We start from the raw sequence: 22,234 nt of genomic DNA on the forward strand, positions 1-22,234 counted from the left end.
GTGCTGCATCGCCGCCGGGTTCAATGACGACCTGCGCAACCCCGAACTGCAGTTGTGCAGACCGCCGGGTGTGCAGACTGGGGTCATGACCGACGAATGCATCGAATTCCGGCGAGTGATGGCCCTTCCGGCCGCCGACATCTTCGCAGTGCTGTGCGACCCGCAGGGCCACGTGGCGATCGACGGGTCCGGCATGCTGATGGGCGCCGACGGCTCGCCCGTCCAGGCGGCCGGCGACACCTTCACCGTCCACATGGACCGTGAGGCACTCGGCGACATCCCGATGGGCACCTACGACGTCGAGGTCACCATCGCCTCGTTCGAGCAGGACCGCGACATCTCGTGGACCATCGTCGGAACCATGCGTCCGCCCATCGGGCACCGCTACGGCTACGCCCTGGCGCCGCACACGTTCGACGACGGCACCGAGGGAACCACCGTCACGTCCTACTACGACTGGTCCGACATCCACCCCGACTGGCGTCAGCGGGACATCTTCCCGGTCGTCTCGGGTTCCTCGCTGCGTGCCACGCTGGGGATTCTGGAGCGCACCGTTCGCCGCGGTTACGCAGGTGACGGGCGGGTATCCCCGAGGGTATGAACCTCACAGCGCTGTTCCAGCCGTTCGAGAAGGCGTCGTTCCTCGATCCCGTCAGCGACGCGGTCTCTGGTCGACTGCGATCGGTCCTCGAGGGAACTCCGGTGGACGGCCTGCTGCGCGGCACGTTCGTCGGCCACCCCATGCACCCGATCATGGCGTATTCGTCGGTCGGATTGTGGAGCAGCGCGGTCTTTCTCGACCTCACGGGCGGGAACGGCGCCGCGTCCCGACGACTCATCGGAGCCGGTCTGGTGACAGCCCCGACCGCGTTGGTGACGGGGTGGGCGACGTGGTCGACGCTCAACGAGCAGCAGCGCCGAGTCGGATTGGTACACGCCGGCACCAATGCTGTGGCGTTGACACTTTTCGCCGCGTCGTACAAGCGTCGCGCGAAGGACCCGGTCGCATCGCCGCCGGACACGACGTCGAAGGCGCTGGCACTCGCGGGATTCGCGGTGGCGGGCCTGGGAGGTGCGTTGGGCGGACACCTCGGCTACAACATGGGAGCAGGAGTGTCGGCACGCGCGCTCCCGGCCGGCGTATGAGTACCGACGACGTGTTCGCCGAACTCCGCGCCCGCGGCGTCACCGCGGAGGGAGCCCGACGATTCGCCGACGGCAGTTCGGAGAATCTGGACCCCGACGCCTTGTCCGCGTTGACCGAGGCGAACCTGACCGAGGAGCAACTGCAGGACTACATCACTCGGACGGCGGAGTGACCCTGCGATAGTGCTCGGCGATGTCGCCGGCGGTGGTGAACCAGACGCCGTCGGCATTCGCCGTCATGTGCTCCAACGCCCGACGGAAACGCCTGAGACGGTGGGGTTGTCCCGTCAGGAACGTGTGTGTCGATATCGCGAGAACTCGTGCACCGCGACGGGACTGCTCCTTCAACTCGTCGAACGAGTCGACGATGATCGACTCGAAATCTGCGGCCGACGCGTGGTGATGGACGAACACCGGTAGGTCGTTCACCTCGTGCGGATAGGGCACCGCGAGCAAAGGCCCGCTGGTCGTCGTCATCCATACCGGTTGGTCGTCGATCGGCCAGTCCAGCGTGTACTCGAATCCGTGTTCCGCCAGAAGGTCTTCGGTGACGCGGCTGGGATTCGCACCGGGGCTCATCCACCCGCGCGGTGGCGTTCCCTCGTTCATCTCGATGGTGCGGCGAACATGGGCGATGGAGCGGCGCTCCGCGTCGGGATCCTGCTGGTTGGGTTGCTCGGCGTTGGTGCGCCCGTGCGCCACGACGTCGGCGCCCAGAGCGCGATAGGCCGCCACCAGGTCCGGGGCGTGATCGTAGATCTCCGAGTTCACCAGCAGTGTCGGCCGAATGCCGTTGTCCCGCAACGTGTCAGCCAGCGCGAAGCCTCCGACGCGGTTGCCGTACTCACGCCACCCCCAGTTGTACGAATTCGGCTGGTCCATCGCCGGCGTGTAACCGATGCCGGGAGATCCGTCGTCGTACGGGAAGTGTTCGCAGTTGACCGCCACGTACACGGCCAGCGACGCTCCGTCCGGCCACTCGAGGTGGGGACGGTCGGTGATCGGCGAATACGGGAAACGACCGTGGGACGGCAGGGCCATCACTCGCCCCGCGCTGCGCGGATCCGCGTGCGGAGTCCCTCGAGGTACGGCTCCATGTCCGACTCGGACGCCAAGACGACGTCGTCGACGGCGTGACGACGCCCCTCGATCACCACACCGTGCTCGTCGAGCTGCGCGGACGCCCACCACCGCTCGGCCCCACCGTGCAGCTCGAAGTCCACGTCGACGCCGTCGACGGGAACGGTCACCCGCTGCGCGTCCGTGGCGGCGATCGCCTCGCGGCGTCGTTTGTACTCCGGTGACATCGGCGTCAGGCCGATGGCGGACAGCATCGCTGCCAGGGCCTTGCGGTGCGGATCCTTCATCGTCGTCGTGACCTCCACGAAGGGCGTGTCGACGTCGCCGCCGTCCCAGTCGACCTCTCCGTGGCGCAACGTGACGCTGGTGAGGACGTCGTTCTCACGCTCCCACGGCCCCAGTACGCGCGGACCGTCCCACGTGGTGACGGCGTACGTGGGAAAGGTCGTGGCCTCGGCGCGGATCTGATCCTCGATCGCGCGCTGCTGAGTCCAGAACTGCTCCTCGTCGAGGTGGCCGATGATCTCCATGCCTCCAGTGTGCCCACTTCGCCGTCGTGCGACTCTCACGCCGGAAGAAACACCCGGCCGCGGTACGCCTCGCGCACCGTCCTCGTCGCCACCGTCGTCCACGCCGTCACCAGCACGGCGAACAGCACGACCGCCAGTGCCTCGACGACTGACGACTCCAGCGCGCGCCCCAACGCCGCCGCACCGGTCACGCATGTTCCGACGGGGAAGGTGAACGACCACCATGCCAACGAGAAGCGCAGACCTCGGCGCGCAGCGTGCACGGTCAGCGTCGTGGCCAGGGCGAACATCAACGCTCCGAAGCCGCCCATCACCGTTCCGAAGAGGATGCCCGCCGCACGCAGGACCACCGCCACCTCGCTCCGATCACCGGTGAACACCAGTGCCGCGTCGGCGCCCAGGAGGTTGGCGGCGGTGACGGACTGGCCGATGACGCCGAGGGTGATCCATATCGTCGGTGCAGCCTGGACCGGGAGGACGGCGCCGTGCAGCAGTCGACCGAGAACCGCGGTCGTCACCATCAGCCCGGTCACGAGTGCCAATCCGAACAGCGCGTAGCAGCCGACGAGCATCGCGAGCCGCCACTGCCCGTCGGCGATGTGTGGGAGTAGAAGTGCACCGGTGGATGCCGAGACCATCGGCGGCACCACGGGCATCAGCCATGCCGGGAGCGCGACCGTGTCGGCGCTGCGGCGGCGGGTGATCATCACGTACGGGACGACGACGCTGGTCGCGAGTCCGAGGGCAGTACCCACCGTCCAGAGGACGACGAAGATCGAGGTGGCCAGGCTCTGCCCGAGGATGTCCGCACCCAGGAGGCTCGTACCGGCACCGACGGTGAGCAGAGCCATGGGCGGCGCGCCGTAGAACTGCATCATCACGGGGTGGGCCGCGTGGGCCAGCGCGACGCGGCGGTGCGCGAGCCAGTGTGCGGCGAACAGGGTCGACACGACGACGAGGACAGTCGAGGCGAGCAGCCACATGACGACGGCTGCCACGTGGAGCACGACATTCTGCACAGGCAGCGTCGCGGCGGCAGTGGCGACGATTCCGGTCCCCATCACCGACGCGAACCAGTTCGGCGTGATGTGCTCGATCACGCTGCCGGGCGAGTCCAGATCGCGGAGCAGCCCGTGCGATGTCGCGGTCCGGAAGGTCGTCATGCCTTCACAGTGCGCCGGGACGGCGACGATCAGTAGTGGTCGTGCTCTTGTCACCCCACAACCGCGGGTTGTGGCTACTGCCGGGCGATGTCGAGGAAGTCGCGACGTGGACCGCGCAGTGCTGCAGACAGGCTCCAGACCGCGCGCAGCTCACGCGTCATCGAAAGAGCGGGAACGTCGATGCGCACCAACGCGCCACTCCGAAGCTCCCCCTCCACTGCGAGAGACGACACCACCGCCGGTGCATTCGCCGATATGGCAGCAGACTTCACGGCGGTGACGGAGTTGAGCTCGATGAGCGGCGGCACCGTCGGGCGGACGGCACTCTCGTACGTGGTGCGGGTTCCCGACCCCGGCTCGCGCTGCACCAGAGCCGTCGACTGCAGCAGCTCCACCGAGGCCTCGCGGCTGGCGGCCCAAGGGTGGGCCGGTCCGGTGACGATGACCAACTCGTCATGCGCGACGACGGCGACCCCGAGCCCGGCCGGCACGTCGGGCCCTTCGACGAAGCCGATGTCCGCGCGCCCGTCCAGCACCTGCTCGGCGACGTCCGCCGAGTTCATCAGTCGCATCTGCACCTGGACGTCGGGCGACTGTCTGCGCATCGACAACATCCACGCCGGCACGAGGTGCTCGGCGACGGTCATACTGGCGGCGATGGTCAGCGTCGCATTGCCCTCGTGCAGAAGCGATGTCACTCCGGTCGCGAACTTCTCGGCCGAGTCGAGAATGCCGCCCGCCCACTCCATGACCGCTACGCCCTCGGGGGTCAGGGCGACACCGCTCGTCCCGCGATCGAAGATGCGGACACCGATGTCCCGCTCCGCCGCACGCACTCGCGCGCTGACCGCCTGCTGACTCAACCCGTGTTCCCGGCCCGCTGCCGTCATGCTTCCCAACCGGGCAACGGACACCATCACATCGAGAGCTCCGAGGTCCGGGACTCGCGGCGACAGTGGCATCCGCCCACCGTAGCGACTGCGCCGGTGGGCTCGGGCTCAGCTAGCGAAGCCTGCGCGGATGCCGACGAGTTGGTACGTGCCGAAGGCGAAGCCGGGAGCACAGTTCACGAGGATGCTGTCGCCTCGCTCCCGGTATTCCGCTGCCGTCTGCTGGCAATTCTTTGCGGGCGGGAAGTAGAACTCGCCGAAGCTCTGGAAGTAGAGCGGGCCGATCGACGGTGCTGCGGACGCCGTTGCCCCGCCGGACAACACGATGGCAGCGGCTCCGGCGCCTGCCACGGTGGCACCGACGAGTGTGCGGGTGATTCGACGAGACATGGTGGACCTCCTGGTTGAACGTACCGTTCGGTCCGTTTACGGTAGACCCGGCCTTCCGCCGTGTACAGAGGTCGAGCCACATTCGCGCGGGGCGCTTCCCGCGGGAGTTCCGTCGTACCGCGCCGGTTGCAGTGCCCGCGGCAACACGAAACGACCGCGGGAACCGGCTCGCCCGCCTTACGCACTACATCGTCATGGTGTACCTGACCTCGTTCTTCAGGATCTTTCCGACCTTCGACCGGGGCAGAACATCCCAGACCTCGATGTCCTTCGGCGCCTTCACGCTGCCGATGCGCTCTTTGACGAAGGCGATCAGCGCGGCGGGATCCACCTCCTGCCCGACGCGCAGTTCGACGGCCGCCACCACCCGTTCGCCCCACTTCTCGTCGGGGAGACCCACCACCGCCGACTCCTTCACTGCCGGGTGAGCGAGCAGGGCCTGCTCGACTTCGGCCGAGTAGACGTTGAAGCCGCCGGTGATGATCATGTCCTTCGCGCGGTCCACGACGTAGAGGAAGCCCTCGTCGTCGAGGTAGCCGATGTCACCGGTGTGGTGCCACCCGTGCGCACCGACTTCCGCTGTCGCCGAGGGATTGTCGTGGTAGCCGTCCATGACCAGCGGGCCCCTGACGACGATCTCCCCGCGCTCACCCGTGCTCAGCAGCTCACCGCTCTCGGCCATGATCGCCACCGTCGTCAACGGGGTGGGCCGACCGGCCGATGTCAGACGCTCCGTCGCCACCGAACCGTCGGCCCGGAAGTGATCCGCCGGTGCCAGCGTGGCGATCATGTTCGGCGCCTCGGTCTGTCCGAACAACTGCCCCAGCACCGGACCGATGCGCGTCAGCGCTTCCTCGAGTCGCGTCGGGGACATCGGGGCGGCGCCGTACCAGAGGCATCGCAGAGACGACAGGTCCCGACTGTCCAGATCCGGATGGTCGAGCACGCCGTAGATGACAGTCGGAGGGAGGAAGGCGTGCGTGATCCGGTGCCTGTCGATCAGCTCGAGGAACTGACCGATGTCGGGCGCAGGCATGATCACCACTTCCCCACCGAGACTCAGAATCGGGAAGGTCAGCACGCCGGCGGAGTGGGTGAGCGGCGCGAGCGCTAGATAGCGTGGGCGCACGCCGAAGGGGTAGCTCATCAACGCCAGCGCCGTCGAGGTCATCATGTTGTCCTCGGTCAGCCTGACTCCCTTCGGCTTTCCCGTCGTACCTCCCGTCCCGGCAAGCATGCAGAGTCCCCGATCCGGATGCCGATCGACGTCCAACTCACCCCGGTGTTCGCCGAGCCAAGCCTCGAAGGGCACCGCCCACTCGATTTCTCCGTCGAGGCAGACCAGCCGGGCCAACTGGGGAAGGTCGCCGCGGATACGGTCGACCAACCCCGAGAACTTCGACTGGAAGAACAGCAACCGGCAGCCGAACAGGTCGAACAACTGCCGGTTCTCGTCGGCTTCGTTCCGAGGGTTCACCGGACACCACACCGCGCCCGCACGGGAGATACCGAACACGCAGGTGAGCGCAAGTGGGTCGTTGCCCGACAGGATCGCCACGCGCTCCCCGGTCCGGATCCCGTCGTGCTGCAGGGCACTCGCGATCTCGACGGAGCGGTCGTGGACTTCCCCGTAGGTCGAGGTCACCCCGCCGGCCGTGAGGCACGGCGCCTCACGGCCCATCGAGACACCTTTGTCGAGATAGTCCGACAGTCGCATCTCAGCGGTGAACGGACACGATCGGGTCGAGCACCAGACCGAATGCCCGCAGCGTTCCCAACAATTCTCGGTGTCCGAAAGCCTCGCAGCTCGAGGCGAATCCCACCTTGCGGGGAGTTCCCTGCAGCAGTGCAGCGGCACCGTGCGCGTTGAGCAACGCCGTCTGCTTGTAGTTCGAGTTGCCGTGGATCACGCAGTGCGCGCGGCCCAGCGGACCCGACGCATACACCGAGTCGAGGGAGGTGTTCAGACGCGGATTCTCGCGCGGGGGCATCTCGCTACGAATTGCCGACGACTGCTCGTCGATGATGCGGTACTTCTCCTCGTCCGACTTGCCCTCCATCTGTTCCAGAGCGGCCGCCACCAACAGCGGAACTGCCTTCATCAGCGGCGGATTGAACACGCCACCCAGCGCCTTGGCCGTCGTCACGCGGGGGTCGTTCTTGAACCACACGGGGTGCGACGTACCGCCCCAGGGCAAGGCGAGACCCAGTTCGTGCTGTCCCGGAACGCTCACGGTGTAGAGACCCTCGTCTGCCGGCCATTCCACGTACTCGTTCTCCTCCAGGTAGTAGGCCTTGGAGAATGCGGCGTTGGTGAGAATGGTGTTGGTCGACGCCACCGTAGGGTGCCCCTTCCAGAACACCTGGATGTCGAGACTGTTCAGACCCGGGTTCTCGAGGCAGATGTTGGCCGCGATCTCACCGATGGAATACATCTGCGCCAGGCCGGGCGTGAGAACGAGTCCCTGCGAGGCGAATTCGGTGCCGTACTTCGCTTCCGCGTCGATCATCCAGTTCTGCTCACCGTTGGTGTCGGTGTAGTGCGCGCCGATCGCGAGACACGCTTCGGCGACCTCGTGCCCGTATCGGGCGAAGGGCCCCACCGTGTTCAGCACCACGGACGCACCGCGGAAAGCGTCCGTCAACGCCTCGACCGTGTGCTCGACCTCGACGATGTCGTACTCGACGGTGTCGATCCCGGGCACCGCGCTGACCGCGTCCTTCAGGCGGGCGTGATCTCGGCCCGCGGCCAGGAACGGAATGTTGTACTCGCGCAGGTATTCACAGATGAGACGTCCGGTGTAGCCGGACGCTCCGTAGACGACGACGCGCTTGTCAGTGGGCATGGTTGATCTCCTCGTTCGATGTATGGGGTGGGCGAGAGTCGATGCTGGGGACGTGGGCTACATGCCCATGCCGCCGTCGACGGGGAGGCCTGCACCGGTGATGAACTTGGCGGCGTCCGAGGACAGGAACACGACCGCGTCGGCCATGTCGTCGACCTGGCCGAGGCGACCCAGCGGGGTCAGCTCCACGACGGTCTGGACCGCTGCCTCCACCGATGGGAACAACCCCAGCTCTGCCGTGTCGACGGCCAGCTTGTTGCCCATGGCGGTCGGTGTCAGTGCCGGGTAGATGCAGTTGACGCGAACGCCGTAGCCGAGCTTTCCCGATTCGGCGGCCGCGACCCGGGTCAGCCGGTCGATGCCCGATTTGGTGGCCGAGTAGAGGCTGATGCCGGGGAACGCGATAGTGGCGGCAACCGACGCGATGTTGACCACCGAGCCGCCCTTGCCGGCCTTCCCGCCGGGCCGCATCGCGCGGAACGCGTGCTTCACACCGAGTGCGGTACCGATGACGTTCACCTGCAGCATCGCCGAGGCCGCCTCCGCGTCGAGATCGGCGATCAGACTGGTGACCTCGATGCCCGCGTTGTTCACGACGATGTCGAGTCCGCCGAGAGCACCGATCGTCGATTCGACGGCCGCTTCCCAGGCGGCGTCGTCCGTGACGTCGAGCTGGACGAATTCCGCTTTGGCGCCCGTTGCGCGCAGTGCCTCGACCGTCTCCTGACCGCCGGCGGCATTGATGTCGGCGATGGCGACGGAGGCTCCCGCTGCTGCGAGCGCCTGCGCCATACCGGCACCGAGGCCCTGCGCACCGCCTGTGACCAGCGCCGTTCGTCCGGTCAGGTCGTAACTCGTCATTGTCCGCTCTCCTTGTTCGAAGCGTTGTCACCGTGAATCACAGCGCCGGGCGGTGTGATGCACGCAACACTAGGAGCAAGTCTTGACAGTCGTCAAGGAAAATCTTGACAGTCGTCCAAAGTGGTCCCGGGCAGCGGTATGCTGACGCTGTGACCCAGACCGCAGACCCCCGTAGCCGCGTGGAGGAGCGCTCTCGAGACAAGTTCGAGGCGCGCCGCGGCGAGCTGGCGCGCGCGACTCTGGCGACGCTCGCGGAGCTGGGTTACGCGCGGACGAGCCTGCGCGAGATCGCCCAGAACTCCGAGTTCTCCCACGGCGTCCTGCACTACTACTTCACCGACAAGCTCGACCTCATCGCGCACGCCGTGCGGCAGTACGAGGAAGTCTGCGTCACCCGCTACGACGAGGTGGTCTCGGGATCGGACACCGCCGAAGAACTCCGGACGTCGTTCGCCGACATGTTCTTCGGCACTCTCGTCGCCGACGCCGGGGTGCACCGACTCTGGTACGACCTCAGGAACCAGAGCCTGTTCGACTCCTCCTTCCGCTCCGACGTGCTCGACATCGAACAGCGTCGTGAAGACATGATCTGGCGAGTGGTCGCGCGGTACTGCGAACTGGTCGGTGTCACACCGGTTCTCACGCCTGCCACGACCTACATCACGCTCGACGGTATCTTCCAGCGTGCCCTGCTCAACCACATTGCCGAGCGGCACCACGACGTCGACGAGGGCCGCGCCCAGCTCGATGCCGTCTTCGTCATGATGGCCGCCGGCGCGCCCACCGCACGCTGACGTTCCGTCGGTGGACTCGCTCGGCTACATCGCTATCGTCCGACTGCCCGGTGCCGCACGCGTCTTCGTCCCCGCACTGCTCGGACGGCTGGCCTTCGCGATGGTCAGCCTCGTCATCCTGCTCGCGATACAGGACGCCACGAAATCCTTCGCCGTCGCGGGCGCCGCCACCGGAGCGTTCGGAGTGGCCAACGTCATCGCGTTACCCCGGCGCGCACGCCTGGTCGATCGCGCTGGTCAGCGACGCGCCCTACTCGCCTTGTCGCTCGGATTCGCTACTGCCCTGGTCGTTCTCGCGATCCTGACCGCGACCGAGGCGGCATCGTGGGCACTCGTCGCCGGCAGCGCCGCCGTCGGCTTGTTCCCTCCCCCGCTCGGCGCATCGATGCGTGTGGTCTGGAGTTCCCTGACGCCTCCGGGCCCGACTCGCACACGTGCCTACAGCCTCGACGCGGTGAGTGAAGAGTCGATGTTCACCATCGGACCGCTCATCGGCGCCATGCTCGTGACCACGATGTCCCCGTCGACAGCTCTCGTCACCACGGGATGCATCGCGATCATCGGCACGGTGGGCATGACGACGAGTGCGCATTCGCGTGGCCACGGGCCTCGCGTGACCGCCGCTCCACCGTCGTCCCGCCCCTTACGACGAGCCGGGTTCCTCGGAGTTCTCACGGCGATGACCGCGGTCGGCGTCGTACTCGGAACTGTGGAGGTCGCTGCCACGGCGTTCGCCGACGCCCGTGGCTCCATCGGTTCCGCCGGAACACTTCTGGCTGCGCTCGGAGCCGGAAGCGTGTGCGGTGGCCTGCTGTACGGACGTCGCGAGTGGGCAAGCTCGCTGACCCGTCGACTACTGACCACCGTGCTGATCATGGCCGTCCTGACAACCGTGCTGTCACCGCTCTCGACTGCTCCGACGCTGCACATCGGCCTGTTCCTGCTGGGCTTCTGCATCGCGCCGGCACTGGTCACCGGATACCTGCTCTCCGATCACCTCACCACAGCCGATGTCCGTACCGAGGCGTCGAGCTGGATCAACACCGCGGTCAATGCCGGGGCAGCACTCGCCGCCGCGGGCATCGGCCTGGTGGTCGACTCCCGAACCCCCGGTACGGGTTTCCTCGTCGGCGGAATCGCGGCAGCAGCTCTGCTTGTCCTCGCCGTCGCTGTCAGGCCACGCTCGGTCGACGTGGCCGATCGTTCCCGCTGACACTTCCTGTTCCCGTAGGTGTTGCAGCATCCGCGGGAACACGGAACGTCCGCGGAAACAGTGATCGTCCGCGGGACCACCTCTTCACCGCGAAGGGAAACCACCCGCACGCCCCAGCAACGCGGGCACGTCCTCGGCCAGGGCGGTACCCAGCCACGCTGCCGCGTCGATGAGCGTCTGCATGTCGACGCCGGTCTCGACCCCTGAGCGGTCGAGGGCGTAGACCAGGTCCTCCGAGGCGATGTTGCCTGTCGCCGCAGGAGCGAAGGGGCAGCCACCGAAGCCGCCGATGCTGGCGTCGAGGGCGTGCGCGCCGGTCTCGAGGGCGGTCAGAGCGTTCGCGTAGCCCGTGTTCCGGGTGTTGTGGAAATGCCACCGCTGAGGAATTCCGGGTGCATTCGTCGACGCGACTTCTGCCAACCGACGGACCTGCGCGGGGACACCGACGCCGATGGTGTCGGCAAGGGCGATCTCGGACAGCCCCGAATCCGCGAGCTGCGCGATGATCGACCCGACGAATGCAGGGTCGACCTCGCCGCTGAACGGGCAGCCGAACGATGCGGCGATGGTGACGGTGGCCGCGACGTCTGCTGCCCTGGCCTCGCGGATCACGTCGCGGGCGGCGGCGATGGCCTCGTCCACCGAGCAGCCCTGGTTCCGCTGGCTGAATTCCTCGGATGCCACGACGACCACGTTGACCTCGTCGACGCGTGCTGCGAGTGCACGGTCGAGGCCTCGCCGGTTCAGAACCAGCCCGATGTAGGAGACCTCGTCGGAGCGATCGACGCCGGCCATGACCTCTTCCGCGCCGGCCATCTGCGGGACTCGCTTCGGGTTGACGAAGCTGACGGCCTCGATCCGTCGGACGCCCGCCGCGACGCTCCGGTGGATCAAGTCGAGCTTCTGCTCCACCGACAGCAGGGTCTGCTCGTTCTGAAGCCCGTCACGCGGGCCTACCTCGACAAGGTGCACCTGGCTCATCGGCCCATCCTCTACCCGCGCCCCGTTGTATGCAATAGCAGACCCGTAACACCGAATTAATCCGAAACATCGAGACAGAAACCGAATCCAGGCTTACATTGTGAACAATTCATCCGGCAACAGATCGGGGTCGCCCATGACCAGGGCTGTGGACCGCGTGTACTCCCACATCCGGGAGGCCATCGTGGCAGGGACCTATGCGCCCGGTGCTCGGCTGGGCGAAGTGGAGTTGGCCGAGATCACCGACACCAGTCGAACACCGGTCCGCGAGGCGTTGAGGCAACTCGAGATGGAGGGCCTCGTCGAAGTCCTGCCGCACAAGGGCGCCCGCGTCTACCAGTGGACGGCCGACGATCTGGACGAGATCTACGACCTGCGCATGACACTGGAGGCCATGGCCGCCGCTCGTGCCGCGTCACGCATCGACGACAAGGACGTCGACCGTCTGAGCGAGCTGTGCGACCTGATGGAGACCGCCGCCAGGGACGGCGCCGCGCAGCAGCTCGACCTGATGGCTCAGCTCAACGACGAGTTCCACGCCATCGTGCGCACGGCAGCGGCCAGCACGCGATTGATGTCGATGCTCGGCGCGGTCATCCAACTGCCCCTCGTGATGCGCACCTTCCACCGCTACGCGCCGGTGGACCTCGCCCGGAGCCACGCGCATCACCGAGATCTGGTCGCCGCCCTCCGCGCCGGTGACGAGACATGGGCCGACTCCGTCATGCGCGCGCACGTCCGCGCCGCCAAACACGTTCTGCTGCAATCACTGACTGCCGACGACTCGAAGGACTGACGAATGAGCGAAGCCACCGCCGGACCACTGTCCGACCTCAGGGTGGTCGAGATGGGCCAACTGCTGGCAGGGCCGTTCTGCGGGCAGCTGCTCGCCGACTTCGGCGCCGAGGTGATCAAACTGGAACCACCCGGCACCGGCGACCCGATGCGTCAGTGGGGCCGCGAGAAGCCGCACGGCAAGTCACTGTGGTGGCCCGTCGTCGCGCGGGGCAAGAAGTCGGTGACGTGTAACCTCCGCAGCGAGGAAGGGCAGGCACTGGCCCGCAGAATCATTGCCGACGCCGACATCGTGGTCGAGAATTTCCGGCCGGGCACACTCGAACGGTGGGGCCTCGGATTCGAGGAGATGCGCGAGATCAACCCGCGACTCATCATGGCGCGGGTGACCGGCTACGGCCAGAACGGACCCTATTCTCCCCGTGCAGGATTCGGTTCGATCGGCGAGGCGATGGGCGGAATTCGCTACGTGACGGGCAATGCGGACATGCCGCCGTCGCGAAGCGGCATCTCGTTGGGCGATTCCCTCGCCGCGGTGTTCGCCACCATCGGTGTCCTGACCGCGGTGCACCATCGGGAGCGGACGGGTCGAGGGCAGTTGGTCGACTCGGCCATCTACGAAGCCGTCCTGGCCATGATGGAATCGCTGCTGCCGGAATACGAGATCGGTGGCTACCAGCGCGAACGCACCGGATCGGTACTCCCCAACATCGCGCCGAGCAACGTGTACCCCACGAAGGGTGGGGAGATGATTCTCGTTGCCGCAAACCAGGACTCGGTGTTCGGACGCCTGGTCACGGCGATGGACCGCACCGACCTGATCGAGGACCCCCGCTACCGCGACCACGAGGCGCGAGGGAAGAACATGACCGAGCTCGACGACATCGTCGGAGCCTGGACATCGGCCTTCGACACCGACACCGTGCTCGACGTCCTGCACGAGGCAGGGGTTCCGGCCGGACGCATCTACACGGCGCGGGACATGTTCGACGATCCGCACTTCGCGGCGCGCGAGGCCATCGTGCGGCTCGCACACCCCGATTTCGGGGAGATCCCGATGGCCGGAGTCGTACCCAAGCTGAGTGACAGTCCAGGATCCGTTCATCACGCGGGACCCGAACTGGGAGAACACAACGCCGACATCTACGGCGGTCTGCTCGGAGTCACCGAATCCGACCGGGTGGCGCTCGCGGAGCGCGGCATCATCTGACCCTCGCTCCTCTCACCCTCACATCACGGGAGAACACCATGCGCTATCGACTCGGCGTCGACGTCGGCGGAACTTTCACCGACGTGCTGCTACTCGAGGAGACGACCGGAACCACCTACCGAGCGAAGACACCGTCGACACCAGCGGACCAGTCCGTCGGAGTTCTCAACGGAATCGCGAAAGTGTGTGCCGAGGCGGACATCGACCCGTCGGACATCGGCCAGGTGCTGCACGGCACCACCGTCGCTACCAACGCGATCCTGCAGGGACGCGGAGCCCGCGTCGGCCTGGTGACGACGGACGGCTTCCGGCAGGTCCTGCAGATCGCACGCTCGTACGTCCCGGGTGGTCTTGCCGGCTGGATCATCTGGCCCAAACCCGAACCCCTCGCGGCACTCGAGAACACCGTCGAGATCGTCGGTCGTATCGGCGCGGACGGCTCCGAGATACGGGCGCTCGACGAGGAGCAGGCCCGTGGACAACTGCGCCGTCTGGCCGGAGCCGGCATCGAGGCCCTCACCGTCTCGTTGATCAACTCCTACGCGAACGACGTTCACGAGACGCAGGTCGCGGCCTGGGCCGAGGAAGAGCTGCCCGGCATTCCGATTTCCATCTCGAGCCATGTCCTGCCCGAGATGCGCGAGTACGAGCGGACGTTGACCACGGTCGCGAACAGCTACGTTCAGCCGGAGGTGTCACGGTACGTCCGCAACCTCGACAACTCGTTGCAGGAGAAAGGGATCACCGCTCCCCTGTCGATCCTGCGGAGCGACGGCGGGCTCGTCCAGTCGGCAAAGGCCGCCGAATCGCCGGTGTCGCTGTTGCTGTCGGGTCCCGCAGGTGGCGTGACCGGCGCCGTGTGGTTCGCCGAGCAGGCGGGCTTCACGGATTTCCTGACCTTCGACATGGGCGGCACGTCGACCGACGTGGCCCTGGTGCTCGGTGGAGAACCCCGCATCGGACGCGAGACCAAGGTCGGCGATCTCGCCGTCCGCGCGACGAGCGTCGATGTGCGGACGGTCGGAGCGGGCGGCGGATCCATCGCCCACGTCCCGGAATTGACCCGTGCACTGCGGGTCGGGCCCCAATCCGCAGGAGCCGATCCCGGTCCGGCGGCCTACGGGAAGGGCGGAACCGAGCCGACCGTGACCGACGCCAACGTGGTGCTCGGCTACCTGCCTGCCGCCCTGGCCGGCGGCGAGGTGACGCTCGACGTCGACGCGAGCCGCAAGGCCGTCGCCACCGTGGCCGATGCCATCGGTCTGGGGAGCCCCGAGGAAGCGGCGTCGGGAATCGTGGACATCGTCAACGAGAACATGTTCGGCGCGCTGCGCCTGGTCAGTGTGCAGCAGGGGTTCGATCCCCGCGATTTCGCCCTGGTGTCGTTCGGTGGAGCCGGCCCCCTCCACGCCAATGCCCTCGGTCGACTGACCGGTTCGTGGCCGGTGATCGTGCCTCCGTCTCCTGGCGTGCTGTGCGCGTACGGCGACGCGACCACGTGCCTGCGAGACGAGAGCGCACGAACCATGATCCGCGCGTTCTCCGACATCGACGACGCCGAATTACGCACCGCGCTGGCCGAACTCGCGGAGTCGGCCGCCGCCCGCCTGACCACCGAGGGCGTACCCGCCGATCAGCAGACGGCGAAGTACCAGGTGGACCTCCGCTACCAGGGCCAGGGGTTCGAGATTCCGGTCGACCTGGACGCGACAGCCCTCGACTCGGGAGACCTGCTCTCCACGCTCGGAACTGCGTTCGACGAGGAACATCAGCGACTGTTCTCGTTCCTGCTGAAGAACGAGCGCGAAGTGATCAACCTCCGAGTGACCGTCAGCGGTCCTCGGCCGGACGTCGCGTTCCAAGCCCTCGACGTCGGCACCGAGGATCCGTCGGCCGCTCTCGTGTCGACGAACGAGGTGTGGATGGACGGCAAGTACGCGCCGGCCGGAATCTACGACCGCTCCAAGTTGACTGCCGGCAACGTCGTCGTCGGTCCCGCGGTCATCACCGAGATGGACTCGACGACGTTGGTGCTCTCCGGGCACGCCGCCACGGTGCACCCCAGCGCGTGCCTGCTCATCGCGCCCGTCCAGTCGTAACCCCCGAACACCCTCGAACGCAGGAGAACTGATGGCCACCATCATCGAGACCTCGACGACTCCGTTCACCACGGTGCCGGTCGACCCGATCACGCTCGACATCATCGAGAACGCGCTCCGCAACGCCCGCGCGGAGATGGACGAGGTGCTTTTCCGCACCGCATTGTCCCCCGGTATCCGCGAGCAACACGACGAGTTCCCGCTCATCGCCGATCCCAGCGGCAAGATGGTCGTCGGGCAGTTCGGATTGTCCGTGCCCGACTTCCTCGACAATTTCAACGGCACCGTCGGTGAGGGCGACATCCTGCTCACGTCCGATCCCTATGCCTGCGGCGCCGCGATCAGCCACGCCAACGACTGGCTCATCGTGCTGCCGATCTTCCACAGCGGCCGCGTCGTCGGCTGGTCGTCGATGTTCGGCCACATGTCCGACGTGGGCGGCAAGACGCCGTCGTCGATGCCGACGGACGCGCACACCATCTTCGAGGAGGGCGTCATCATTCCGCCCTTCAAGCTCTACAGCGAAGGGCAGCTGAACGAGACAGCCCTCGACATCATCCTCAATCAGGTACGCAAGCCCGACTGGAACCGAGCGGACCTGAACGGTCTGGTCGCCGCCTGCACGACGGCATCGCGGCGCATCGTCGAATTGTGCGACCGGTTCGGTGTCGACGTCTACCTATCGGCGCTCGATGCTCTGCTCGAGCGCAACTACCAGGCCATGAAGGTTCTTCTCGCCATGCTGTTCGTGGACGGGGAGACCATCGAATTCAGCGATTTTATCTGCGATGACGGATGTGGTTACGGGCCGTACGAACTCGCGATCACCCTGACCCGTCACGGGGAGAAGATCCACCTCGACTTCAGTAAGGCCGCCCCCCAGGCGGTCGGGCCGATCAACTACTTCATCAACGAGAATCTCGTCCGGATGTTCTTCGGTATCTACGTCATCACCGTGGCCGATCCGCAGATTCTGTGGAACGACGGGTTCTATCCGCTCATCGACGTCACCATTCCCGAGGACTCGTTCTGGAAGCCGCGCTATCCCGCGGCACTCAATGGCCGCAACCACGGCATCGGCCGGGTGTTCGACCTCTTCGGCGGACTGCTCGGCAAGAACAACCCCGAGATCCTCAATGCCGCCGGCTTCTCGTCGTCGCCACACTTCATGTATTCCGGTCACTACGACGGTGGCGCACGCGACGGCGAGTGGTTCCAGCTGTACTCCATCGGATTCGGGGGCATCCCCGGTCGGCCGATGGGTGACGGACCCGACGGGCACTCGCTGTGGCCGTCGTTCGTCAACATCCCCTGCGAGTACCTCGAGTCGTACTACCCGCTGCGCATCGAACGGTGGGAGACCGTCACCGATACCGGAGGCGCCGGTCTGCACCGCGGCGGTAACGGCGTCGACGTCACGTACTACTTCGAGGAGCCGGGCACCATCGCCATTCACGACGATCGCTGGCTCACCTACCCGTGGGGTGTCAACGGCGGCAAACCCGGTGCGCGGGGGACGAAGTGGATCGTCCGGGCGACCGGCGAGACCGAGGTACTACCCAGCAAGATCCACGACGTCGAGGTACGGCGCGGCGACGTCCTGCACTTCGTCACCTGGGGTGGCGGCGGGTGGGGTGACCCGCTCGCACGCGATTCCGAACTCGTCGCCCTGGAGGTGCGCCGCGGTCTGGTGAGCGCGGAGGGCGCGCGCACCGGGTACGGCGTCGTTCTCGACGACGCGGGCGCCGTGAACGTCGGGGACTCGACGAGTCTGCGCGCGTCGATGTCCGACGAGCGGGGCGAGATCACCGTCTTCGACAAGGGCCCGTCGCTCGACGTCATCCTCGAACGATGCGAGGAGGAGACAGGGCTGCCGGCTCCCCGCCCGCCCGTGAACGTGCGGAAGGCAGTGCGCGCGTGAGCGATACCCTCGGCTCGTACAAGGCGTCGGGCTTCGCCGGCGATCTCGGCCCCGGCAGGAGCGCGGCGGTGCTGGTCGTCGACGTCGTGCAGGCCTACCTCGTCGACTCCTCTCCGCTCCGCGCTCCTGTCGAGCGCGCCGTCGCCGCCGCCGCGTCCCTGGTCGCAGCGGCGCGCGAGAGCGGCGTTCCGGTGGTCTTCACCCGCGTCAGCTACCGGCCCGGTGGTGCCGACGGAGGTTTGTTCCTGCAGAAGATTCCGGCTCTCACGGTGTTCGAGGAGGGCTCTCCGCTCGGCGATTTCCCGCCCGAGCCACGGCCGCTCGACGGCGAGACGGTGGTGACCAAGCAGTACGCGAGCGCGTTCTTCGGAACGTCCCTCGCCGCGACTCTGACGGCACAGGGCATCGACACGCTGTACATCTGTGGCCTGACGACCAGCGGCTGTATCCGTGCGAGTGCTACCGACGCGCTGCAGCACGGCTTCCGGCCGCTGGTCGTGGCCGACGCGTGCGGCGATCGGGAACCGGGCATGCACGAGTCCAATCTGCTGGACCTCCGTGCGAAGTACGCCGACGTCCTGACACTCGCCGAGGCTGTCGAGCACTGGCGGCGCTGACACGCGGGGTACACCGGAGCACGCTCGCCGACCATGCTGACATGATCGTGTCTCCCGTCGAAGAGGAGTCGTCCCCATGGCTGCACCCACGCGCGTTCACGTCACCCACACCTTCACCTCGTCCCCGGACGTCGTGTTCGCGGCGTTGTCCGAACACGAGAACCTCGGGCCGATGTTCGGTGCGAACATCACCCGGGTGCGTGACGGGGACACCTCGCGCAACGGCGTCGGATCCACGCGGTCCCTGAAACTCGGTCCCCTGCCCGCGTTCCACGAGACCACCACGGTGGCGGAGCCCAACACGTTGATCGAGTACAAGATCACCAAGGGCTCACCGCTGCGCGGACACTGGGGTACCCAGCGACTCACTCCCACCGCCGACGGCGGCACGTCACTCGACTACACGATCGGTTTCGACGCCGTCGTTCCCGGTCTCGCGATCGTGGTGGCCAAGGTGCTCCAGTCCACCGTCTCCGCGAAGATCGGCACCCTCGTCCCCTAATCGCTCGGCGTCACTCCGCGGCGGCCAGACGCCGCAGAGCCCCCACCGCTTTCTTCATGCCGTACGCCACGACGGTCCTGCGACCGTCGTCGTGTGTCCAGGACAGGAGTGCGGCGCCGTCCTCGACCGATCCGTCGAGCACTGTGGGAGCCCCCGACAACGGCAGCGGACCGACGACCTTGATCGAGACCCCCAACACCTCGGTCCAGAAGTAGTCGTCGTACGGCTCGCAGCGCGGAGTGACCCGGAGCGCCGACGCGGCGGCCACCTTGCCCTGCGCGATAGCCGCGGACCAGAACGGCGTTCGCGGTCGACGGTCGTCGGCGGTACGGACATAGGTCACGTCGCCGGCGGCGTAGACCCCGGTGACGGACGTCGCACACAGGTCGTCGACGGCGACACCGCGACTGTCGCCGATCCCGCTGGTCTCGAGCCACCCGGTGGCCGGCACTTCTCCTGCGCACGTCACGACGAGGTCCGCGGTGAGCTCACTGCCGTCGATCCGGACCCCACCCACCGGATCGCCGATCAGCTCCACAGGTTCCTTCGCACGGCGGATGTCGACCGATGTCGAGGCTGCCCGTCGCGTGATCGCCTCGGACAGGAACGGTCCGAGAATGCGCATCAGAGGCGCGTCCACATCGACGACGGTGACCGGGATACCGCGTGCTGCACAGGCACTCGCGATCTCCATGCCCAGGAAGCCCGCACCGACGACGATCGCGGACGTCGCGGTCTCGAGCCGCGTCCGCAGTGCGCGCGCGTCGGCCAGGGTGCGCACCACCGTTTCTCCGCGCTGACCGGGCGTCGCGAGGCGTCGCGCATCGGCTCCGGTGGCGACGACGAGTGCGTCGTAGGGCACCGGGTCCCCGTCGGCGAGCACGACCAGCTCGCGATCCGGGTCCACCCCGGTAGCGCGGGCGTTCACGACGGTCACGTCCAGGTCGGAGAGATCCCACGCGTCCGATGTCTCGAGCCCCTCGGCGAGAACACGTTTGGACAGCGGTGGTCGCGCGTAGCACCCGTCCGGGTCGCCGCCGATCATGGTGATCGGACCGTCGTGGTTCAACGCGCGGAGCTCCCGCGCGGCGGTACAGCCCGCGATGGAGTCGCCGACGATGACGATCCGCGGTGCGGTCTCGCTCATGTGCGCTCGCGCAGCGCAGCGACCGGACAGACCCCCACGGCAGCGCGTGCGCCGGCCTCGAGTTCACCGGGAAGATCGGCGCCGTCGAAGGCGTGGTGCAGTTCGCCGTCGTCGTCGAGGCTGAACACATCGGGCGCCTGCTCGGCGCAGATGCCGTGTCCCTCGCAACGGTCCCAGTCGACGTCGACGATCATGACTCTGTCCTCTCGGTGGTGACCAGTTCCAGTGGGAGCCGGTCGAATCGGTGGATGATGTTGTTCACGGCCCGGCCGGGGACGCCGGCCGGTTCGATACGGACCACACGTTCGGCCAGGGCGCGGAGGATCGTCTGGGTTTCGAGGCGAGCGAGTCCCTGGCCGGCGCACCCGTGCACACCCGAGCCGAAACCGAGTTGACGGGTGGCATCGCGGGTGATGTCGAAGGTGTCGGGATCGTGCCATTCGCGGGGATCGCGGTTCGCGGACGCGTACACCACGAGCACGCGCGCGTCACGCGGGACGACCGAACCACCGACCTCGACTTCCCGTACGGCACGACGGGAGAACGCGCGAAGCGGCGATTCGAAGCGCACGACCTCGTTGACGGCATTGGGAATGAGACCGGGATCGTTGCGGATCACGTCCCACTGATCCTGGTGAGTCGAGAACAGCTGCAGCGCACCGGAGATCGCCCCGATCGTCGTGTCGAGCGAGGGGGCCAGATAGTCGATCATGAGTGCGGGACACTGCGACCGTTCGATCCGGTTCTCGTCCGCGGCGACCAGAACGTCCGACCCCATACTGCCCGGGAGCACCGAACGCTCGCGGACGACGCGCTTCGAGAACGCCATCATCTCCGCTGCCGCCCTCGTTGCACCGACCGCGTGTCGGTTGAGCGGTCCCAGCGAGTCGAATGTTGCTCCTGCCCAGCGCAACAGATTCTCGCGCCCGTCCTCGGGCCATCCCACCAGATCGGGGACGATCGACGACGGAAGTGCCGTTGCGAGGTCCTCGACGCCGTCGACCCACCGCTTCTCGACGGCTGCCTCCACGATCTGTTCGGCCTTGTCCTGCACCGCTGCCGTCATCGTCCGCAACGCCTTCGGAGTGAGGCGATGAGCGAGCACCGACCGCTTGAGCGCGTGTTCGTCCCCGTCGCTGTTCAGCGTCGTTCCCCGACCGAGCCTGTTGGCGACGGGGTTGAGGGCCACGCCGTCACCGGAGATGAACGTGTTGTCGTCGAGCAGCACCGCTTTGCAGTCGGCGTATCGCGTGATCGCGTAGACCTTCTGACGAGAGAGCCACACGACAGGACCCAGTGCCCGCAACTCCGCATAGTGCGGGTGCGGATCGAGAATGGCTGCGGTGGAGTAGATGTCGGGCTCGTAGCGAGGTATGGAGGAGTCGGGAGTCATCGTCGTATCACCGGTCCAGATCGGAGGGGCCGAGCGCGGGGACAAGGGTGTGCAGCGCCGACAGTGATCGCCCGGTGGCCATGACGGTCCGATCGGGACGGACGATCGCTGCGCTCGCTCGGCCGCGACGCAACCATCTGCCGTGCTCCGAACCCGGGGTCACCAGCAGGACTTCCGCGCCTCGACGCGTGATCTCCTGCCTCTGCGCCCGTTCGGGAAGATCCGTGGTCACGACCGTGAATCGGAACGGCGCCACTCGGTCGAACCGCGTTCCGTCGTCGGTCGTCGCATTCGGGCAGAGGGTTCCTTCGAGTCGCCACGGCGCCACCGACCCACCGCGGACGAACAACGATCGATGCAATCGCGGTGTGGCACTGTCGGTCACCGTCGAACTGAGACCCGGAACGTGGGTCAGCACCGGGAACGCTCGGCGGCGAAGGGCGGCGGTCCGGTCACCGCCGCCGTTCATCGCCCACCCGACGGAGACAGCCTGTCGAATCATGGCCTGCGCGTGCGGGCGTCGCTCCTGTTCATACGTGTCCAGCGCGGCGTCGGGCAACGTGCCGCCGAGCACACCGGCCACCTTCCACGTCAGGTTGTAGGCGTCGCGGAGGCCGGCACCCATCCCCTGCCCGATGAAGGGCGGCGTCAGATGT

Annotated in this window: 24 protein-coding genes; 11 read left to right on the forward strand and 13 right to left on the reverse strand. The window is 67.0% G+C overall.

Going from position 1 to position 22,234, the window contains the following annotated elements:
- Positions 1-85: 85 nt before the first annotated feature.
- Genes RU01_RS09290 through RU01_RS22815 form a run of 3 tightly spaced genes read left to right on the forward strand, consistent with a single transcriptional unit; the run spans position 86 to position 1,319 of the window.
- On the forward strand, positions 86-601 hold the full coding sequence (locus RU01_RS09290) for a polyketide cyclase (protein ID WP_042574289.1): 516 nt from the start codon (positions 86-88) through the stop codon (positions 599-601).
- Entirely contained in the window at positions 598-1,146 is a 549-nt protein-coding gene (locus RU01_RS09295; protein ID WP_042574237.1) for a DUF2231 domain-containing protein, read from the forward strand. Before RU01_RS09290 ends, RU01_RS09295 begins: the two co-directional genes overlap by 4 nt.
- Positions 1,143-1,319 carry a hypothetical protein gene (locus tag RU01_RS22815; RefSeq protein ID WP_156148850.1) on the forward strand — a complete coding sequence of 59 codons (177 nt, stop codon included), beginning with the start codon at positions 1,143-1,145 and terminating at the stop codon, positions 1,317-1,319. Before RU01_RS09295 ends, RU01_RS22815 begins: the two co-directional genes overlap by 4 nt.
- Here the strand turns inward: RU01_RS22815 and RU01_RS09300 are convergent.
- From RU01_RS09300 to RU01_RS09335, 8 genes are all read right to left on the reverse strand, one after another.
- Positions 1,300-2,187, reverse strand: a complete 888-nt coding sequence (locus RU01_RS09300; protein ID WP_042574290.1) for a polysaccharide deacetylase family protein — start codon at positions 2,185-2,187, stop codon at positions 1,300-1,302. The genes RU01_RS22815 and RU01_RS09300 overlap by 20 nt on opposite strands.
- Entirely contained in the window at positions 2,187-2,756 is a 570-nt protein-coding gene (locus RU01_RS09305; RefSeq protein WP_042574238.1) for a hypothetical protein, read from the reverse strand. Before RU01_RS09305 ends, RU01_RS09300 begins: the two co-directional genes overlap by 1 nt.
- Positions 2,757-2,791: 35 nt before the next feature.
- The gene (locus RU01_RS09310) at positions 2,792-3,919 is read right to left on the reverse strand and encodes a TDT family transporter (RefSeq protein WP_042574239.1); all 1,128 of its coding nucleotides are present in this window, start codon (positions 3,917-3,919) and stop codon (positions 2,792-2,794) included.
- A 74-nt stretch (positions 3,920-3,993) separates the two neighbouring features.
- Positions 3,994-4,881 (reverse strand): LysR family transcriptional regulator, encoded by an 888-nt coding sequence (locus tag RU01_RS09315; protein WP_042574240.1) that lies wholly within the window; start codon positions 4,879-4,881, stop codon positions 3,994-3,996.
- 36 nt (positions 4,882-4,917) lie between these two features.
- Positions 4,918-5,199 (reverse strand): hypothetical protein, encoded by a 282-nt coding sequence (locus tag RU01_RS09320; protein ID WP_042574241.1) that lies wholly within the window; start codon positions 5,197-5,199, stop codon positions 4,918-4,920.
- Between the two features lie 184 nt (positions 5,200-5,383).
- Positions 5,384-6,916 (reverse strand): acyl-CoA synthetase, encoded by a 1,533-nt coding sequence (locus tag RU01_RS09325; protein WP_042574242.1) that lies wholly within the window; start codon positions 6,914-6,916, stop codon positions 5,384-5,386.
- 1 nt (position 6,917) lies between these two features.
- Complete coding sequence (locus RU01_RS09330; RefSeq protein ID WP_042574243.1) at positions 6,918-8,045, reverse strand: DUF5938 domain-containing protein; 1,128 nt, start codon at positions 8,043-8,045, stop codon at positions 6,918-6,920.
- Positions 8,046-8,102: 57 nt separating this feature from the next.
- Positions 8,103-8,906 (reverse strand): SDR family NAD(P)-dependent oxidoreductase, encoded by an 804-nt coding sequence (locus RU01_RS09335; RefSeq protein ID WP_042574244.1) that lies wholly within the window; start codon positions 8,904-8,906, stop codon positions 8,103-8,105.
- A gap of 149 nt (positions 8,907-9,055) precedes the next feature.
- On the opposite strand from RU01_RS09335, the gene RU01_RS09340 reads away from it, so the two are divergent.
- Both RU01_RS09340 and RU01_RS09345 read left to right on the forward strand, forming a co-directional pair.
- The gene (locus RU01_RS09340; RefSeq protein ID WP_042574245.1) at positions 9,056-9,700 is read left to right on the forward strand and encodes a TetR/AcrR family transcriptional regulator; all 645 of its coding nucleotides are present in this window, start codon (positions 9,056-9,058) and stop codon (positions 9,698-9,700) included.
- A gap of 10 nt (positions 9,701-9,710) precedes the next feature.
- Positions 9,711-10,913: an MFS transporter gene (locus RU01_RS09345; RefSeq protein ID WP_052493195.1), complete on the forward strand. Its 1,203-nt coding sequence runs from the start codon at positions 9,711-9,713 to the stop codon at positions 10,911-10,913.
- Between the two features lie 84 nt (positions 10,914-10,997).
- On the opposite strand, the gene RU01_RS09350 is transcribed toward RU01_RS09345, so the two are convergent.
- Positions 10,998-11,894: a hydroxymethylglutaryl-CoA lyase gene (locus tag RU01_RS09350; protein ID WP_042574246.1), complete on the reverse strand. Its 897-nt coding sequence runs from the start codon at positions 11,892-11,894 to the stop codon at positions 10,998-11,000.
- Between the two features lie 136 nt (positions 11,895-12,030).
- On the opposite strand from RU01_RS09350, the gene RU01_RS09355 reads away from it, so the two are divergent.
- From RU01_RS09355 to RU01_RS09380, 6 genes are all read left to right on the forward strand, one after another.
- On the forward strand, positions 12,031-12,690 hold the full coding sequence (locus RU01_RS09355; RefSeq protein ID WP_042574247.1) for a GntR family transcriptional regulator: 660 nt from the start codon (positions 12,031-12,033) through the stop codon (positions 12,688-12,690).
- A 3-nt stretch (positions 12,691-12,693) separates the two neighbouring features.
- The gene (locus tag RU01_RS09360) at positions 12,694-13,899 is read left to right on the forward strand and encodes a CaiB/BaiF CoA transferase family protein (protein ID WP_042574248.1); all 1,206 of its coding nucleotides are present in this window, start codon (positions 12,694-12,696) and stop codon (positions 13,897-13,899) included.
- Between the two features lie 38 nt (positions 13,900-13,937).
- The gene (locus tag RU01_RS09365) at positions 13,938-15,998 is read left to right on the forward strand and encodes a hydantoinase/oxoprolinase family protein (RefSeq protein ID WP_042574249.1); all 2,061 of its coding nucleotides are present in this window, start codon (positions 13,938-13,940) and stop codon (positions 15,996-15,998) included.
- Positions 15,999-16,029: 31 nt separating this feature from the next.
- Complete coding sequence (locus tag RU01_RS09370; protein ID WP_042574250.1) at positions 16,030-17,919, forward strand: hydantoinase B/oxoprolinase family protein; 1,890 nt, start codon at positions 16,030-16,032, stop codon at positions 17,917-17,919.
- A complete protein-coding gene (locus RU01_RS09375; protein WP_042574251.1) occupies positions 17,916-18,536 on the forward strand; it encodes an isochorismatase family protein in 621 nt (206 codons plus the stop codon). The genes RU01_RS09370 and RU01_RS09375 overlap by 4 nt, the downstream gene beginning before the upstream one ends.
- 76 nt (positions 18,537-18,612) lie before the next feature.
- Complete coding sequence (locus RU01_RS09380; RefSeq protein WP_042574252.1) at positions 18,613-19,038, forward strand: SRPBCC family protein; 426 nt, start codon at positions 18,613-18,615, stop codon at positions 19,036-19,038.
- Positions 19,039-19,048: 10 nt separating this feature from the next.
- Here RU01_RS09380 and RU01_RS09385 read toward each other — a convergent pair whose 3' ends face one another.
- From RU01_RS09385 to RU01_RS09400, 4 genes are all read right to left on the reverse strand, one after another.
- Positions 19,049-20,185, reverse strand: coding sequence for an NAD(P)/FAD-dependent oxidoreductase (locus RU01_RS09385; RefSeq protein ID WP_042574253.1), 1,137 nt, complete (start codon positions 20,183-20,185; stop codon positions 19,049-19,051).
- Positions 20,182-20,379 (reverse strand): ferredoxin, encoded by a 198-nt coding sequence (locus RU01_RS09390; RefSeq protein ID WP_042574254.1) that lies wholly within the window; start codon positions 20,377-20,379, stop codon positions 20,182-20,184. Before RU01_RS09390 ends, RU01_RS09385 begins: the two co-directional genes overlap by 4 nt.
- Positions 20,376-21,578 carry a cytochrome P450 gene (locus RU01_RS09395; protein WP_042574255.1) on the reverse strand — a complete coding sequence of 401 codons (1,203 nt, stop codon included), beginning with the start codon at positions 21,576-21,578 and terminating at the stop codon, positions 20,376-20,378. Before RU01_RS09395 ends, RU01_RS09390 begins: the two co-directional genes overlap by 4 nt.
- A gap of 7 nt (positions 21,579-21,585) precedes the next feature.
- Positions 21,586-22,234, reverse strand: a 649-nt coding sequence (locus tag RU01_RS09400) for an FAD-dependent monooxygenase (RefSeq protein ID WP_042574292.1), incomplete at its 5' end; no start/stop codon positions are given.

The sequence above is a fragment of the Rhodococcus sp. MEB064 genome, from assembly GCF_000834565.1.
Classification (GTDB): Bacteria; Actinomycetota; Actinomycetes; order Mycobacteriales; family Mycobacteriaceae; genus Rhodococcoides.